General features: G+C 62.6%; 15 protein-coding genes. 8 read left to right on the top strand and 7 right to left on the bottom strand.

Features of this window, described 5'->3' with window-relative positions:
• Window positions 1–153 precede the first annotated feature (153 nt).
• From J2X44_RS04295 to crtY, 6 genes are all read right to left on the bottom strand, one after another.
• Window positions 154–669 (bottom strand): ATP-binding protein, encoded by a 516-nt coding sequence (locus tag J2X44_RS04295; protein WP_310088111.1) that lies wholly within the window; start codon window positions 667–669, stop codon window positions 154–156.
• Entirely contained in the window at window positions 669–1,238 is a 570-nt protein-coding gene (gene pnuC / locus J2X44_RS04290; protein ID WP_310088109.1) for a nicotinamide riboside transporter PnuC, read from the bottom strand. The genes J2X44_RS04295 and pnuC overlap by 1 nt, the downstream gene beginning before the upstream one ends.
• Complete coding sequence (locus tag J2X44_RS04285; RefSeq protein ID WP_310088107.1) at window positions 1,235–2,194, bottom strand: phytoene/squalene synthase family protein; 960 nt, start codon at window positions 2,192–2,194, stop codon at window positions 1,235–1,237. Before J2X44_RS04285 ends, pnuC begins: the two co-directional genes overlap by 4 nt.
• Window positions 2,194–2,775: a TIGR00730 family Rossman fold protein gene (locus J2X44_RS04280; protein WP_310088104.1), complete on the bottom strand. Its 582-nt coding sequence runs from the start codon at window positions 2,773–2,775 to the stop codon at window positions 2,194–2,196. Before J2X44_RS04280 ends, J2X44_RS04285 begins: the two co-directional genes overlap by 1 nt.
• 99 nt (window positions 2,776–2,874) lie before the next feature.
• Window positions 2,875–4,359 (bottom strand): phytoene desaturase, encoded by a 1,485-nt coding sequence (locus J2X44_RS04275; RefSeq protein WP_310088102.1) that lies wholly within the window; start codon window positions 4,357–4,359, stop codon window positions 2,875–2,877.
• A complete protein-coding gene (crtY, locus tag J2X44_RS04270; RefSeq protein WP_310088100.1) occupies window positions 4,356–5,513 on the bottom strand; it encodes a lycopene beta-cyclase CrtY in 1,158 nt (385 codons plus the stop codon). Before crtY ends, J2X44_RS04275 begins: the two co-directional genes overlap by 4 nt.
• A 45-nt stretch (window positions 5,514–5,558) precedes the next feature.
• Between crtY and J2X44_RS04265 the strand changes: the two genes are divergently transcribed.
• The 7 genes from J2X44_RS04265 (at window position 5,559) to J2X44_RS04235 (ending at window position 12,699) form a co-directional block, all read left to right on the top strand.
• Entirely contained in the window at window positions 5,559–6,311 is a 753-nt protein-coding gene (locus J2X44_RS04265; protein WP_310088098.1) for a sterol desaturase family protein, read from the top strand.
• Window positions 6,259–6,666, top strand: a complete 408-nt coding sequence (locus tag J2X44_RS04260; RefSeq protein ID WP_310088327.1) for a DUF2141 domain-containing protein — start codon at window positions 6,259–6,261, stop codon at window positions 6,664–6,666. The genes J2X44_RS04265 and J2X44_RS04260 overlap by 53 nt, the downstream gene beginning before the upstream one ends.
• Before the next feature lie 33 nt (window positions 6,667–6,699).
• Entirely contained in the window at window positions 6,700–8,454 is a 1,755-nt protein-coding gene (gene lnt / locus J2X44_RS04255) for an apolipoprotein N-acyltransferase (RefSeq protein WP_310088097.1), read from the top strand.
• A gap of 51 nt (window positions 8,455–8,505) precedes the next feature.
• Window positions 8,506–9,729, top strand: a complete 1,224-nt coding sequence (metK, locus tag J2X44_RS04250; protein ID WP_310088096.1) for a methionine adenosyltransferase — start codon at window positions 8,506–8,508, stop codon at window positions 9,727–9,729.
• Window positions 9,730–9,781: 52 nt separating this feature from the next.
• A complete protein-coding gene (locus J2X44_RS04245) occupies window positions 9,782–10,495 on the top strand; it encodes a tRNA (guanine(46)-N(7))-methyltransferase TrmB (protein ID WP_310088095.1) in 714 nt (237 codons plus the stop codon).
• 45 nt (window positions 10,496–10,540) lie between these two features.
• Complete coding sequence (locus J2X44_RS04240) at window positions 10,541–11,854, top strand: site-specific integrase (RefSeq protein WP_231729164.1); 1,314 nt, start codon at window positions 10,541–10,543, stop codon at window positions 11,852–11,854.
• A 191-nt stretch (window positions 11,855–12,045) separates the two neighbouring features.
• A complete protein-coding gene (locus tag J2X44_RS04235) occupies window positions 12,046–12,699 on the top strand; it encodes a GntR family transcriptional regulator (RefSeq protein ID WP_161786582.1) in 654 nt (217 codons plus the stop codon).
• Between the two features lie 74 nt (window positions 12,700–12,773).
• On the opposite strand, the gene J2X44_RS04230 is transcribed toward J2X44_RS04235, so the two are convergent.
• The gene (locus J2X44_RS04230) at window positions 12,774–13,979 is read right to left on the bottom strand and encodes a CaiB/BaiF CoA-transferase family protein (protein WP_037557658.1); all 1,206 of its coding nucleotides are present in this window, start codon (window positions 13,977–13,979) and stop codon (window positions 12,774–12,776) included.
• Window positions 13,980–14,037: 58 nt separating this feature from the next.
• Here J2X44_RS04230 and J2X44_RS04225 point away from each other — a divergent pair, with 58 nt between their 5' ends.
• A complete protein-coding gene (locus tag J2X44_RS04225) occupies window positions 14,038–15,123 on the top strand; it encodes a DMT family transporter (protein ID WP_235211618.1) in 1,086 nt (361 codons plus the stop codon).
• Window positions 15,124–15,341: the final 218 nt, after the last annotated feature.

Below are 15,341 nucleotides of genomic sequence, written 5' to 3'. Positions count from 1 at the left end.
TTCGTCATCCCGGACTCGATCCGGGATCCATCTGCCCTCTCAAGATTACGGCGGCGCAAGGGGTCATGGACCCCGGATCAAGTCCGGGGTGACGAGGGTGGGCAACAGCCGCTCACACCCCAAAGCCGACATCCAACCGCCGTCGCAACTTGATCACCCCAACCCCGCCGCAGCAATCGCCGCCAGCGCGCTTTGCAACCGCGCATCGCCCTCGCCCGCGACCCAGGCCCATTTGAGGCCGCGCCGCTCCAGCTCGCCGATCGCGACGTCCATGAACTGCCGCCGCGCCAGATCGCTGCCGAACAGGCGGGTGCCGTCCTCCTGCCATTCCAGGTCCATCGCCGGGACCAGATAGAGGTCGGCGGTATCCGTCCACAGATCGATTTCGGGCAGGCGCCGACCGAGCAGCATGATCGCCCACGCCTGCGTCATCAGCGCGTCGGTGTCGGAAATCAGCCAGTCGGGGTTCTGCGCCATCGCTTCGTGGGTGGCCGCGATATGACCGTCGAAAATCGCCAGCAGGTCAATGTCGTCGAGGTCGGTGCCGTTCGCCTCGGCATAGGTGCGGCCATATTCGGGAACGACGAGTCCCCCCAGTCGCAGCGCAAGGCGCGGGGCCAGCGTCGATTTGCCGGTGCTTTCGGCGCCGTGGAAACAGATATGGTGCATCACAACGCCACCCTGCCCGTTGCCGCCGCACGGCGCCACTGGATCAGCCCGTCGATCGACAGGCCGAGCAACACGACATAGACCGCGCTGGTTGCATAGAGGCCGCGCGAGGCGAACAGCGGGATCGCGATCAGATCGACGACGATCCACAGATACCAGCTTTCGACCCGCCGCCGCGCGAGCAGCCATTGCGCGGCAATGCTGAGCATCGCGATCGCCCCGTCGATCCATGGCTCGGCGGCATTGGTGTAACGGTCCATCGCAAAGCTCCACCCCGCCCACGCGATGATCGTCGCCGCCGCCCAGCGCTGCCGCAACCCCGCGTCCATCCAGCCGACGGGGATCCCACTATCGTCCTTGGCGCGCAGCCAGCTCGCCCAGCCATACAGGTTGAGCGCAAAGAAAACCCCCTGCAAAACCATGTCGCTGTAAAGCCGCGCGTCGTAGAAAACGACCGCGTAGAGGCTGACAGCGACCAGCGCGAAGGGATAGTTCCACACGCTACGCAGCGCGACGAGCGCGACGTTGATCAGGACCAGCGCCGCCGCCAGCCATTCGACCTGGCTCATACCGCCGGTACCAAACGCGGACGGGTCCACAGCCCGTCGCGGCTGATCCGGCGGCCTGGCGGACGGCGCAGTACCGACCAGCCGGCGCGGGCAACCCAGCCCAGCTTGGCCAGTCGCGTCGTGCTGGCGCGGTGGTCCCACGCATGATCGCCGCGGGCGCGCACTTCGCGTACAATGTCACCATAGATGCCCGCGGCGGCGAGCACCGCCCAGCGGCTGCGCGGCGGCAATTTGCGCGCGCCCCAGCGCGCCGATGCCTCATATTCCTCGGCCATTTCGGCCAGCCATTTGGCCATCACCGACAACCGCCCGCGAAAGGCGGGGTGCATGTGTTGGCCCGGCGGAATGTCGAGTTCGACCATCCATTCCATCGGCAGGTAACAGCGGTCGGCCGCGGCATCCTCGGCGACGTCGCGCGCGATGTTGGCGAGCTGAAAGGCGATGCCAAGATCGCAGGCGCGGTCGAGCGTCGCTTCGTCGGCGGGATCGACCCCCATCACCAGCGCCATTGCGACCCCGACCGCGCCCGCGACATGATAGCAATAGCGGAGCAAATCGGCCTCGCTGCGCGGGCGCCAGTCGGCGGCGTCGAGCGCAAAGCCGGCTATGATGTCGTCGATGACGGCGCGCGGGATGGCGACCTCGGTGAGCAGAAACCCAAGCGCATCGAACGCTTTGTCGCCCGTCGGCTGCCCGGAAAAGGCGGCATCGGTCAGGGTGCGGATGCGGGCGAGCGCGGCCTGCGCATCATGATCCTGCGACATCGCGCCGCCATGATCCTGCCCGTCGGTCAGGTCGTCGGCGGCGCGGCACCACGCATAGAGCAACCAGACGCGCTCGCGGGTTTCGCGATCGAACAATTGGCTGGCGAGCGCAAAACTTTTCGAGCCGCGCGCGATGCTGTCGTGCGCAAAACCGTGGAGGGTGTTTGCGTCGTAGACCCCCGCTGCATCCATTACAGATCGTCGGCCTTCATTGCAAAGATCGGCGCATGGGGTTCATAGGTCGCCATCTTGTCGAGCAGGTCGTCGAGCCCGGCATCGATGATCATGATCCCGGCGTGCGCGGGGCGGATGAAGCCGACGTCGATCATATTCCGGTTGAACGCGATCAGGTCGTTGTAGAATCCGGCGGCGTTGAGCAGCCCGACCGGCTTGCTGTGATAACCCAGCTGCGCCCAACTGATCGCTTCCCACAATTCGTCCATCGTCCCGACCCCGCCGGGGATGGTGAGGAAACCGTCGGAGAGGTCTGTGAACATCTTCTTGCGTTCGTGCATGCCGCTGACGACGTGCAATTCGGTGCAGCCCCGGTGCGCAACTTCAGTGCCGACCAGCGCGTCGGGGATCACCCCAATGACTTCGCCGCCCGCTTCGAGCGCACTATCGGCGACCGCGCCCATCAGCCCGAGGCGTCCGCCGCCATAAACGACCCCGATGCCGCGCTGCGCCAGCGTGCGCCCGACATGGCGCGCGGTTTCAATATAGATCGGATCGGCAGGGGTCGCGGACCCGCAATAGACGGCAAGACGTTTCATAACTTCCCCTTACCCGTTCGTGTCGAGCGAAGTCGAGACACCCAGCGTCATTTCCTGACGGATGGCCTTCTCGACTTTGCTCGAAGCGAACGGCTTCTGTTAGTCCAAGCCTTCCAGCATCAGCTTTGCGGTCGCCTTGGCGCTCCCAACCACCCCAGGAATCCCCGCCCCGGGATGCGTCCCAGCGCCCACGAAATACAGGTTGGAAATCACATCGTCGCGATTATGCGCCCGGAACCACGCGCTTTGCCACAAGACCGGCTCCAGACTGAACGCGCTGCCCAGATGCGCCGACAGGTCGCGGCCGAAATCGGCGGGGGTGTAGTGAAAGCTGGTCGCGAGATTGGCTTTCAGCCCCGGCAGCACCCGCGCCTCGACCTCGTCGAGAATCGCATCGGCGAATTGCTGGCCAAAGGCGCCGTCCCAATCGACCTTCGCCTTGCCCAAATGCGCGACGGGGGCGAGGACGTAGAAGGTCGAATAACCATCGGGCGCCATCGCCTTGTCGGTCGCAGTGGGGTGGTGGAGGTAGAGCGAGAAATCGTCCGGCACTACGCCATTCTTGTAGATATCGTCGAGCAGCCCCTTGTAGCGCGGTCCGAACAATATGCTGTGGTGCGCGATGCCCGGATAGTCGCCCTTCACCCCGAAATGGACGACGAACAGCGACGGCGACCAGCGTTTGCGCTTCAGCGATTTTGCCGCTTTTCGTCCACGCGGATGATCGCTCAGCAGCGCGGCATAATTGTGCATCATGTCGCCGTTCGACGCGATCATGTCGGCTTCTCCGCGCCAACCGCTCGCGGTCTGCACCGCAGTGGCGCGATCGCCCTGCGTTTCGATCTTCGTCACCGGATCGGCAAGGCGGATCGTCCCGCCCAGCCGCTCGAACAGCGCCACCATGCCCGCGACCAGCCTGTTGGTGCCGCCGCGCGCGAACCACACCCCGCCCTCTTTCTCGATCGTGTGGATCAGCGCGTAGATCGAGCTGGTGTTCATCGGATTGCCGCCGACCAGCAGGGTGTGGAACGACAGCGCCTGCCGCAGCCGCTCGTCCTGCACATAGGACGACACGATCGAATAGACGCTGCGCCACGCCTGATATTTCATTAGCGCGGGTGCCGCCTTGATCATCGAAGCGAAGTCGAGGAAGGCCGCCGAGCCGAGCTTGACATAGCCCTCCTCATACACCCCCTTCGAATAGGTCAGGAATTTCTCATAGCCCGCGACATCGGCGGGGTTGAGCCGCGCGATTTCGGCGTTGAGCGCCGCCTCGTCGTTCGAATAATCGAAATTCGTCCCGTCGGGCCAGTTGAGCCGGTAGAACGGCATCACCGGGTCGAGCGTCACGTCGTCGGCCATGTCCTGCCCGCTCAGCGCCCATAATTCCTCCAGGCACGGCGGATCGGTGATCACCGTCGGCCCGGCGTCGAAGGTGAACCCCTGCCGTTGCCAGTGGTAGCCGCGCCCCCCCGCCTTGTCGCGCGCCTCGACGATCGTCGTCGCGACCCCCGCCGATTGCAGCCGGATGGCGAGCGCGAGGCCGCCGAAACCGGCTCCGATAACGAGTGCAGTGCGAGTCATTTCCAGTCCAGTTTTGAAAGCGCCGCAAGTGCGCGGCGGACAGATACGGGCGGCTTGCCCGCCAGGATGCGCAATTTGTCGGCCGCGTTCGACCGCCCGGCATAGAAACGCGCGATCAGCCCCGGCGCCAGGCCGTAGAAACGCTGGAAAATCCGGTAACGCTCGCCCGGATCGGCGGCGCGGAACAGCATCGCGCCCAGCATCCGATAGAAACGCTGGCGCCGCCACGCCGCCGCAGCGCGGGCGCGGAGCCGCGGCCCCAGATCGCCGCGATCGATCAGCGCCGGCAGCGCCGCCGCAGTCCGCACCGCATCGGGCAGCGAATAGCCGGTCATCGCGTGAAACACCCCGGCGCGCACCCCGATGCGGCCTACGCGGTCGGCCGCGGGCCACAGTCGGTCGAAATCGCCCGCTACGACAACCGGCAGCACCCCGGTTTCCTCGCGCGTCACCGCCGTCACATTCCATTGCCGCCGCGCCGCATAAGTCGCGATCCGGTCGCGCACCGCGGCCACGTCCAACACCGCGTCATTGCTGTAATAGGTATCCTCGACAAAGATCGTCTCGGCATCAAGGGGCAGCAGGTAGACGAAGCGATAGCCGTCGAGCTGCTCGACCGTCGCGTCCATCACCACCGGCCGTTCGATGCCATGCCCGCCCTCGACGGTCAGCGCCTGCCCGACGAACTTCTGCCAGCCGCAGTCGAGCATCGACGTCTTGCCGGTGCCGCGCGCGTCGATGACATGCTTGGCCGACAGTCGCCCGCCGCGCGCCAGCAGCACATGGTCGGGCGCGACATGCTTGGCCCGGTCGGCGATGATCCGCCCCGGCGGCAGCGCTGCGGCCACCGCTTCGGCGAGTGCTTCACCGGTGATGCTCTTGTAGCCCATCCGCACCCGCCGTTCGCGCTCCGGAAAGGCGACGTCGTAGCGGTCCCAATGATAGCGCACGAGCGGCGCGACGAGCCAGCGATCGCGCTTGGCGATGTCGCTGTCGAAAAAGGACCAGATATGGTTGCCGCCGATCGCATCGGGTTCGATCAACCGCACGTCGAGCTTTGGCCGCTTCGCCGCGAGCGCCAACGCCGCGAGCCCGCCGGCCAACCCGCCGCCGACGATGGCAATGTCGCAATAATCGGGTTCGGCCGCAGTCATCGCCTCGCCCTAGCCCCCGCGCGCGCGGCCCGCTAGAGGGGTCGCATGGCGGCGATCATTTTCTCAGCACTGGCAATGACCGCGATCGTCGGCGTCCGTTACCTGCTCAGCAGCGGCGGCTTTGCGCTGGCGACGCGGCTCAAGCACCCGGGCCTCTATCGGGGACTGGAGCCGCAAATGCGGCGCGAGATCGGCTGGAGCCTCGCCAGCGCCGCGATATACGGGATTCCTGCCGGGATCGTGGCGTGGGGGTGGCAGACCCATGGCTGGACGCGCATCTACACCGACGTCGACGCCTTGCCGCTGTGGTATCTGCCGGTCAGCCTGCTCGCCTATCTGCTTCTCCACGACACCTGGTTTTACTGGACCCACCGCTGGATGCACCGGCCCGCGCTGTTCCGCATCGCCCACGCCGTCCATCACGACAGCCGCCCGCCAACCGCTTGGGCGGCGATGAGCTTTCATCCCGTCGAGGCGATCACCGGCGCCGTCGTCATTCCCGCACTGGTGTTCCTGATCCCGATCCATGTCGCGGTGCTGGGGCTGGTGCTGACGATCATGACCGTGATGGGGGTGGGCAATCATATGGGCTGGGAGATGTTTCCGCGCCCGCTTGTTCATGGACCAGTCGGGCGCTGGCTGATAACGGCGACCCACCATGAACAGCATCACGCCGCGTATCGGGGGAATTATGGGCTTTATTTCCGTTTCTGGGACAAGATTTGCGGCACCGATATTGGGCTTGGTGATTTTGCCGCTGCTCACCGCCGCCGCGCCGCCGCCAACCCCCAGCGTTGAGGTCAGCGTCACCGGCCTGCGCAGCACCAAGGGGCAGGTGCTGGTCTGCCTGACCGCCAACCCCAAGGCGTTTCCCGATTGCAGCAAGGATAAGGCATCGGTGCGGATGGCGGTAAAGGCCGCCAACGCCGGACGCTTCACCGTCGCCGCGCCCGCCGATGGCACCTATGCGGTCGCGGTCGTTCATGACGAAAACAGCAACAACAAGATGGATATGGCGCTGTTCATGCCGAAGGAAGGCTTCGGCTTTTCGCGCAATCCCGCGATCGGCATGGGGGCGCCCAAGTTCAAATCGGCGAGCTTCGCCGTCACCGGCGACACGCATCAGGCGATCAAGATGAAATATATGCTCTAGTGAGCATCGCGGCGCGCGGCTAAAGCAGCGCGCGTGACCGCGCTATCCCCCCGCATCGCCGCTTTCGCCCACCGCTGGCCCAAGCTGATCGCCCTGACGCTGGGCGCCGTTTCGGCGACGGGCTTTGCGCCGCTCCATCTCTGGCCGCTAACCCTGCTCGCGCTCGCGGGCTGGATGACGCTCGTCGCGCGTAGCCCGCGGGGATGGCGGACGTTCGGGATCGGCTGGGCATTTGGGGTCGGCCATTTCGTCGTCGGGCTGAACTGGATCGCAACTGCGTTCACCTATCAGGCGGCGATGCCCGCTTGGCTGGGGTGGATCGCGGTGGTGCTGCTGGCGCTATATCTCGCCGTGTATCCGGCCTTGGCGGCGTGGGGGGCGTGGGCGGTTACCAAATTCGTCGCCCCCGCAAAGGCGGGGGCCGCTGGAGCGTTGGAGCCGCAGCGTGATGAAAGATTGACTGCGGCCGTGTCGGGAGTCACGCGCCTCCCGCCACCCTTCGCGGGGGCGACGTTATCCTTCATCCTCGCCTTCGCCGCGCTGTGGACACTGACCGAATGGCTGCGTAGCTGGGTGTTCACCGGCTTTGCATGGAACCCACTGAGTGCGATCATCGCGCCGATGACGCCGATGCTCTCGCCAACGCGGCTGGTTGGCACTTATGGGATGTCGGCCATCGTTATGCTGGCGGCCGGATTTATCCTCGTACAAGCCATACAATGGCTGCCAGCCTGGCGACGCGCGCTCGGTCCGTCGCTCAAGGATGGCACGTTTCCGACGATCATCCTCGGCGGTCTGCTGGTCGGAATGCTAGGCATGGCGCTGGTGTTTGCTCAAGCCAGCGCAGTCGGCAATGTGGCGGAAACCGCTCTCAACTCGGCTGACACACCGTCACCCAAAGCCATCCCCATAACCGTCGTCCAGCCCAATGTCGGCCAGGCCGACAAATGGGTCGGTGCCAAGGCCGACGCCAATTTCGCCAAGCTCGCGCGACTGACCGCGCCAAAGGACGACACTCCGCGGCTGATCTTGTGGCCCGAGGCCGCGGTGCCAGATTATCTCGAGGTGGGGTATCCGATCCCATATTACGACCGCTCGCCAGCCGCCGCGCGGGCGCGGCTCACTGCCCTGATGAACCCGCAAGACCTGATGCTGCTCGGCGCGCTCAAACTGGAGCTCGACAAGACCGGCGATGTTGTCGGCGCGCGCAATGCGGTGATGACGGTCCACGCCGACGGCACCTTGGGTCCGCGGTACGACAAGGCCCATCTGGTGCCTTACGGCGAATATCTGCCGCTGCGCCCGGTGCTGTCGGCGATCGGCCTGTCGCGGCTCGCCCCCGGGGATATCGATTTCTGGCCCGGGCCCGGGCCGCGGACGATCGACCTCGGCGCTTTCGGCCGCGCGGGGTTGCAAATCTGTTACGAGATCATCTTTTCTGGGCAGGTTGTCGACCGCACCCACCGGCCCGATTTTCTCTTCAACCCGTCGAACGACGCATGGTTCGGCGGCTGGGGTCCCCCGCAGCATCTGGCACAGGCGCGGCTGCGCGCGATCGAAGAAGGGTTGCCGGTCGTCCGCGCCACCCCGACCGGGATCAGCGCCGTGATCGACGCCGACGGCCGCATCCGCGAATCGCTGCCGATGCACGCCGCGGGACGGATCGATACCGTCATCCCACCCGCGCACGCGCCGACGTTGTTCGCACGCCATGGCAATATACTGCCGGTCGGATTTGCGCTGCTGCTGCTCGCGGCGGCCATTGCCTTTCGCCGCCGCGGACGCTAACAGCACCGGCACATAAAGCATCCTTTATATCCGTTTCAAGAAGGCTCCCCCATGCGCAACAGCTTCCTTTTCACCTCCGAAAGCGTGTCCGAGGGACATCCCGACAAGGTGGCCGACCAGATCAGCGATTCGATCGTCGACCTGTTTCTGTCGAAGGATCCCGAAGCGCGCGTCGCCTGCGAAACGCTGACCACGACGCAGCTTGTCGTGCTGGCAGGCGAGATTCGCGGCAAGGGGATCATGGACGAGGACGGCAATTGGGCGCCCGGCGTGCCCGAAGAAGTCGAAGCCGCGGTGCGCGCGACGGTCCGCGAAATCGGCTATGAACAGTCGGGTTTCCACTGGCAGACCTTCCGCTTCGAAAACAATCTGCACCCGCAGTCGGCGCATATCGCGCAGGGCGTCGATGCTGGCGAGAACAAGGACGAAGGCGCCGGCGATCAGGGCATCATGTTTGGTTACGCGTCGGACGAGACCCCCGATCTGATGCCCGCGACGCTCGATTACAGCCACAAGATCCTCGAGCGCATGGCCGCCGACCGCAAGGCCGGGACCGCGCCGTTCCTCGAACCCGATGCCAAGAGCCAGGTCACGCTGCGCTACGCCAACGAACGCCCGGTCGAAGCGACCGCGATCGTCGTATCGACCCAGCATGCCCCGGGCTATTTCTTCCACAACGGCGACGGCGACGAAGCGAAATACACCGAACTGCGCAAATATGTCCTTGGCGTGATCGCCGATGTGCTGCCCGCCGAGCTGCTGACCGCCAACACCGTCTATCACATCAACCCGACCGGCTGTTTCGAGATTGGCGGTCCCGACGGCGACGCCGGACTGACCGGCCGCAAGATCATCGTCGACACCTATGGCGGCGCCAGCCCGCACGGCGGCGGCGCGTTCAGCGGCAAGGATCCGACCAAGGTCGATCGTTCCGCCGCCTATGTCACCCGCTACCTGGCTAAGAATATCGTTGCCGCGGGCCTCGCGCGCCGCTGCACGATCCAGCTTTCCTACGCGATCGGCGTCGCCGAGCCGCTGTCGATCTATGTCGATCTGCACGGCACCGGCACGGTCGAGGAAAGCCGTATCGAAGCCGCGATCCCGCAGCTCGTGCGCCTGACGCCCAAGGGTATCCGCACCCACCTTGGCCTCAACAAGCCGATCTACAAGCAGACCGCGGCCTATGGGCATTTCGGCCGTACTGCGACCGGCGACGCCTTCCCATGGGAGCGCACCGACCTCACCGACAAGCTGAAGGCGGCGCTCGCCGCCTGACCGGTGCCGGGGGCGCTTGCCGCCCCCGCCTTGCGCGGCTAGGGGGCGCGGCATGACTGCGCACAAACCCGGCGATCCGACGACGATCAACCGCCTCTACGGCCGCTCCAAGGGTAAGCCGCTGCGGGCCGGGCAGCAGGATCTCGTCGACACGCTGCTGCCGCAAATCGCGGTGCCGACCGACGGCGACGTCACCGCCGAGCGCCTGTTCGGCTATGACCGCCCGCTTCATTTCGAGATCGGCTTCGGTGGCGGTGAGCATATGGCGGCGCGCGCCGACATGCTGCCCGATCATGGTTTCATCGGGGCCGAGCCGTTTATCAACGGGGTCGCGCAGGCGCTGGTCCATATCGCCGGGGATCATGGCGCGAAACTGCCGCTGGGCAATGTCCGCATCCATCATGGCGACGCGCTGGAAGTGCTGCAACGCATCCCCGACGGCGCGCTGAGCTTTGCCTATCTGCTCCACCCCGACCCCTGGCCAAAGGCGCGCCATGCCAAGCGGCGAATGATGAATGACGGCCCGCTCGACCTGATCGCCGCGAAGCTCAAACCCGGCGGCGAGTTTCGTTTCGGCACCGACCACCCGATCTATTTGCATCATGCGCTGATGGTCATGCGGCGCCACCGCCACCAGTTCGAATGGCTGGCAGAGGACGCCCAGGATTTCCAGAACCGCCCCGGTGGCTGGCCCGAAACGCGCTATGAGGCGAAAGCCCGCCGACTGGGCCACGAGGTCTGGTATTTTCGCTGGAGGCGTATATAGGAGTGCTATAGGGTTGAAAAGGCTAGTTTTTTATAGCCACTCCCTATGCTATCTTTTCCCCAATTACGCGGCAATTTCCGCCACGGTGATTGCCGGGTGATTGCTGGAAACGCCGTATTGGGAGACCAATTTATGGCAAGCGGAAAGATCACAAAACGGTCGGTCGATGCTCTCATTTCGAGCGGGCAACATGACATTCTTTGGGATGATAGCATAAAGGGTTTTGGCGCAAAGCGAACCAAAGCTGGCGCCGTGTCTTACGTGTTGCAATTCCGAATGGGCGGTCGCGAATCTAAGACGCGTCGCTACACGATAGGCAGCCATGGCTCGCCATGGACGCCAGCCACCGCCAGAGCCGAAGCGGAGCGACTGGCTATTCTGATCGCCCAGGGAATCGATCCAGGCGAAGCAGAGCGGCAACGACGGCGAGAGTCGGTCGATCTAGCCTTCGATAATTACTCTGATCGCTTCGCTGAGGCCTGCGTTGGAGAAGGCTGGAGGCGCCTCGTCAAGCGCAGCCTCGAGCTGCATGTAAAGCCGGTCTTGGGATCAAAGCCCCTTCCCAATCTTACGCGAATCGACATCGTTGCCGTCTTCGACCGCATGCCGCGCGCGCAGATCGCAAATATCCGTAACGTCTTCGCTGTTTTGCGCCGCCTTTTGCGCTGGGCCGTCAGCCGGGGAGATATCGATCGGAGTCCGATGGAAGGCATGGAAACCCCGCCCCCGGTCAAACCTCGCGATCGCTGGCTTTCAGACGAGGAGCTTGGCCGCATCTGGATGGCGGCGCCAAACACGCATTCCTGTTTCGGACCCATCATCCGCCTTCTGATCGTCACCGGTCAGCGACGAGAGGAGGTTTCGTCGCTGCGTTGGGAGGAACTCAACCGTAAAGATCTCCTATGGACCCTGCCCGGCGAACGGGCAAAGAATGGCGAGCCCAACCGAATTCCGCTCAACGAACTTGCAGTTGCGATCCTCGACGAGGTTGCCGGGTCGGCTATCTGGCCGCGTAGCGGCAGGATGTTCACGACCTCCAGGGGCGGAAGGTTCACCGGATATAGCAAAGGCAAGATCAAGCTCGACCTGCTTATGTCGCAAGACGGCCGCGAACCGTTACCGGACTGGCGACTGCATGACTTGAGACGAACTCTTGCAACCGGGTTTCAACGGCTAGGCGTTCGATTTGAAGTGACCGAAGCTGTGCTCAATCACGTCGGAGGTTCCCGCGCGGGCGTCGCCGGTATCTACCAGCGCCACGACTGGAAGGACGAGAAGCGCGAAGCAATGAAGAGTTGGAACGATCATCTGGCGGCGATCATTCGTTTGGCGAATATGGCGCGTGATCGCGCATGGTAAGCGCTTATAAAAAGACTTGCTGTCCACGATCGATTGCGCCGAACAAAATATGCAGAGTGAATCTGTCGATTTCCGTTGCGAACAGCTCTTGCAGCCGGATCCGTTCGCCAACGACTGACTCTTGCGTTCTTGCTGAATCAAGGGGGATATTCGCGGCGTGCGTAGCAGCGCCAAAGTTGGAGACAATTCGAGTGAACAAGAAGGATGAAATTTACGATCTTCTCGTTAGCCGAATGGTTGGCGCGCAATATAATTTTGGCCAGCGGCTGTCGGTCAAGGATCTTGTGAGCGATACCGGAGCGAGCCGCCAGCCGATCATGGCCGCGCTCAACCGTTTGAGTTCGGAAGGATTTGTTCGCATAATTCCGCAGGTCGGTTGCGAGGTGATAAATCCAAGCTATGACCAGATCGCAGATTTCTATATCATGTTTGAAAGGCTCGAGGGACTGCTGACGGAACTGGCGGCAGCGCGTCGGACCGATTCGCAAACGCGCGATTTGCGCGCGCTGCAAGCACGTATTCTCACGATCGACTTTGACGAGCCGCGCAGCGCGGTAATTTATTGCGAACTCAACCGTGCCTTCCATCAGCTCATCCACGATATGGCTCAGTCGCCCTTTCTCGACGCGCGGCAGAACAGCAATTTTGACATGTCTGATTTCTTCATCAACCAAGCCGGTGGTTTCAATCATTTCATGGCCGATACCGCACGTGAACATGATGAAATCATTGAGGCGATCGCTTCCAAATCTCCTGCCCGCGCGCGCGGGCTGGCAGAATCACACATCGGCGCGGTCGCCTCGTCGGCGTTGGCGGGCCTGCGAAAACATCGCGCCGCCGCCTAACTAATATTCATGAGAGCATGGTGAGGAAGGGCATGATCGGAGGCTCCATCGTCGCTCGGTGCGGTCGATGAGGATCACCCTATTACTCCTCTTGTCTTTAGCCCCACTACTTCTAAGTCGCCCAGTCCGAGCTCTCTCCGCAGAACGGAATCAGTATTCTCGCCCAAGAGCGGTGGTGGTGTGGAGGCAACCGCGCGCTCGCCATCGACTTTGATGGGGCTGGCTATGCCTGGAAGATCACCCAATTCCTTGTGGTTGAGCGAAATCTTCATTCCACGGTGCAGAACATGAGCGTCCTTAAAGACGTCCGAAATTTCATTGATCGGACCAGCCGGGACATCGGCGGCGTCGAGCCGTTCTATCCATGAAGCTGCGCCCGCGCCTACAAAGATCGGCGCCAACTCATCTTCCAGCGCCTGTTTGTTTCCGGCCCGCGAACCATTGGTGCCAAAGCGTGGGTCGTCAGCAAGGTCACTCCGCCCAATTGCGTCGCACAGCCGACGAAACTGAGAGTCGTTCCCGATTGCGAGATTGATCCCGCGGTCGGCTGTCGGGAAAGACTGGTATGGCACGATGTTGGGGTGAGCGTTGCCATAACGGGGCGGATTCTCCCCCGTGGCGAAAAAGTTAAAGGCTTGATTTGCAAGGGTGGCAACGGTGACATCGAGCAACGACACGTCGAGATGAGCGCCCTCGCCGGTATTTCCCCGCCGGACAAGAGCTGCCAGGATCGCGATCGCCGAGTAGAGACCCGTCATGATGTCAGACAGGGCAACGCCCGTCTTCATCGGGCCACTTTCCTGCGAACCCGTGACGCTCATTAATCCGCCCATGCCCTGCGCGATAAAATCATAACCGGGCCGGCCGCTATAGGGGCCGTCTTGGCCAAAGCCCGTCACGGAACAATAGACCAGGGCCGGGTTGGCCTCTCGCAGCCTCGCAGCGTCGAGCCCGTAGCGCTTGAGCGTCCCGACTTTGAAATTCTCAACGACAACGTCGCAACCGGCCGCCAAATCTCGAATAATCTGCTGTCCCTCGGCGTCGGTGAAATCGACGGCAATCGCTTCCTTTCCCCGATTTGCGCACAGATAATAGGCAGACGTTGCCTCTCCGCCGGCATAAAGCCAAGGCGGCCCCCAACGACGCGTGTCGTCCCCTTCGAGCGGGCGTTCGACCTTGATAACTGTGGCGCCCAAATCGGCCATGAGCTGCGTTGCCCAAGGTCCAGCAAGGACCCGACTGAGGTCAAGAATCCGAATTCCTTCTAACATTCGGGTCATGGTGCCCCTCCAGCGAGCGCCACCTTATGCGCTTCCTTATTGCATTTAGAAAAATGTGATGCACTATGTGCAACGCGATGACGCAGATCGGATCATGGTTCAAGCCAAATTTTGCGAGCCAGAAGAAGCGCAGGGCGGCGCACCAGATCGGCAAACTGACCAAAAGGGGCATCCATTGACGCATCGATTTCCAATATTTCAGCGAGCCTGGGGTTCTGCTGGCTTATTGCTTTGTGCAGCCTCGCTTTTTTGGGCCCTCAACCCCATTGTTGCGCGCGCAGTTCACCACCTCGTTACCCCCCTCGGCATGGCCTTTTGGCGATGGGTCGTAGCAATGGGGGTAGGCTTACTTTTCGCTTGGCCGCATCTTGTCGCGGATCGTCGCGCAATTCTGCAGAATTGGAAAATGCTGTCGTTTCTCGGAACGCTTGGGATCGGAGCGTTCGCCCTCGTGGTTTATTGGGGCCTTCAATATACAACGGCGACGAATAACCTGATGATGCAGGGCGCCATGCCTTCGATGATACTCCTGCTTTCGACAGTGATCTTTCGAGACCGAATTACGATCGGTCAGTTGGCAGGCACGCTCGTATCACTGGCCGGTTTGCTCGTCATCGTCGCGCAAGGAAGCCTAGCCAATATTCTGGCCATGACGTTCAACCGCGGAGATGCCGCCGCCCTTTTCGGCGTTTTTCTCTACTCGCTCTACTCGACCCTTTTGCGGAAGAAACCCGCCATACATCAGCTCAGCTTTCTCGTAACGCTGTTCGCGGTCGGGGCCGCAAGCATTGCCATCCCGTATCTTCTGGAGATTGCGCACGGCCATTATATGGCGGCGAGGATTGAGGTTCCGCTCGCCATCCTTTATGTCGGAATTTTCCCTTCGCTCCTTGCATATTTCTTTTTCAACCGTTCAGTGGATTTGATCGGTGTCGCTCGCGCGAGTATCTATATGAATCTGCCCCCAGTCTTTGGGGTTGCGCTTGCAATTCTCCTGCTTGGAGAACATCTCGCTCCCTTTCACATTGCGGGCGCGGCACTTGTCGGTGCAGGGGTGTTCATGGCGACACGCCGCGAGGACGAGCCGCCAGCAGCAGGCCGCGTCGAAACTGTGGCCGTCGAGGCTGCATCCTCGCCGCGCTAATTTTCACGTTCGATTTGCCGGCGGACACTGGCACACGGCAGGAGAGCGGATACGCGCGAATGGCTGGCAACAGGGCGCAATCTGCCATTGCATAGGAATGCCGCGCGGGCAGTTGCACAAGAAACGACTTTGCATCTTGAGATATGAATTGTATCTGTTGTTGCTTCCTAGAACCCTCGTATCCCTGCAAAAGGGACAAAATAAGAGAATGGAAGAAG

The organism is Sphingopyxis sp. BE259, from assembly GCF_031457495.1.
In the GTDB taxonomy this organism is placed as follows: Bacteria; Pseudomonadota; Alphaproteobacteria; order Sphingomonadales; family Sphingomonadaceae; genus Sphingopyxis.
The sequence above is the reverse complement of the archived record's forward strand: the minus strand, read 5'-3'. Positions and strand labels throughout refer to the sequence as shown.

What these genes read in the sequence shown, in the direction of transcription:
- J2X44_RS04245 (WP_310088095.1), top strand. Translation starts at nt 9,782, where the DNA reads ATGACTGCGCACAAACCCGGCGATCCGACGACGATCAACCGCCTCTAC.
- J2X44_RS04295 (WP_310088111.1), bottom strand. Translation starts at nt 669, where the DNA reads ATGCACCATATCTGTTTCCACGGCGCCGAAAGCACCGGCAAATCGACG.
- J2X44_RS04275 (WP_310088102.1), bottom strand. Translation starts at nt 4,359, where the DNA reads ATGACTCGCACTGCACTCGTTATCGGAGCCGGTTTCGGCGGCCTCGCG.
- J2X44_RS04280 (WP_310088104.1), bottom strand. Translation starts at nt 2,775, where the DNA reads ATGAAACGTCTTGCCGTCTATTGCGGGTCCGCGACCCCTGCCGATCCG.
- J2X44_RS04285 (WP_310088107.1), bottom strand. Translation starts at nt 2,194, where the DNA reads ATGGATGCAGCGGGGGTCTACGACGCAAACACCCTCCACGGTTTTGCG.
- metK (WP_310088096.1), top strand. Translation starts at nt 8,506, where the DNA reads ATGCGCAACAGCTTCCTTTTCACCTCCGAAAGCGTGTCCGAGGGACAT.
- pnuC (WP_310088109.1), bottom strand. Translation starts at nt 1,238, where the DNA reads ATGAGCCAGGTCGAATGGCTGGCGGCGGCGCTGGTCCTGATCAACGTC.
- J2X44_RS04265 (WP_310088098.1), top strand. Translation starts at nt 5,559, where the DNA reads ATGGCGGCGATCATTTTCTCAGCACTGGCAATGACCGCGATCGTCGGC.
- J2X44_RS04225 (WP_235211618.1), top strand. Translation starts at nt 14,038, where the DNA reads ATGCACTATGTGCAACGCGATGACGCAGATCGGATCATGGTTCAAGCC.
- J2X44_RS04230 (WP_037557658.1), bottom strand. Translation starts at nt 13,979, where the DNA reads ATGACCCGAATGTTAGAAGGAATTCGGATTCTTGACCTCAGTCGGGTC.
- crtY (WP_310088100.1), bottom strand. Translation starts at nt 5,513, where the DNA reads ATGACTGCGGCCGAACCCGATTATTGCGACATTGCCATCGTCGGCGGC.
- J2X44_RS04240 (WP_231729164.1), top strand. Translation starts at nt 10,541, where the DNA reads ATGCTATCTTTTCCCCAATTACGCGGCAATTTCCGCCACGGTGATTGC.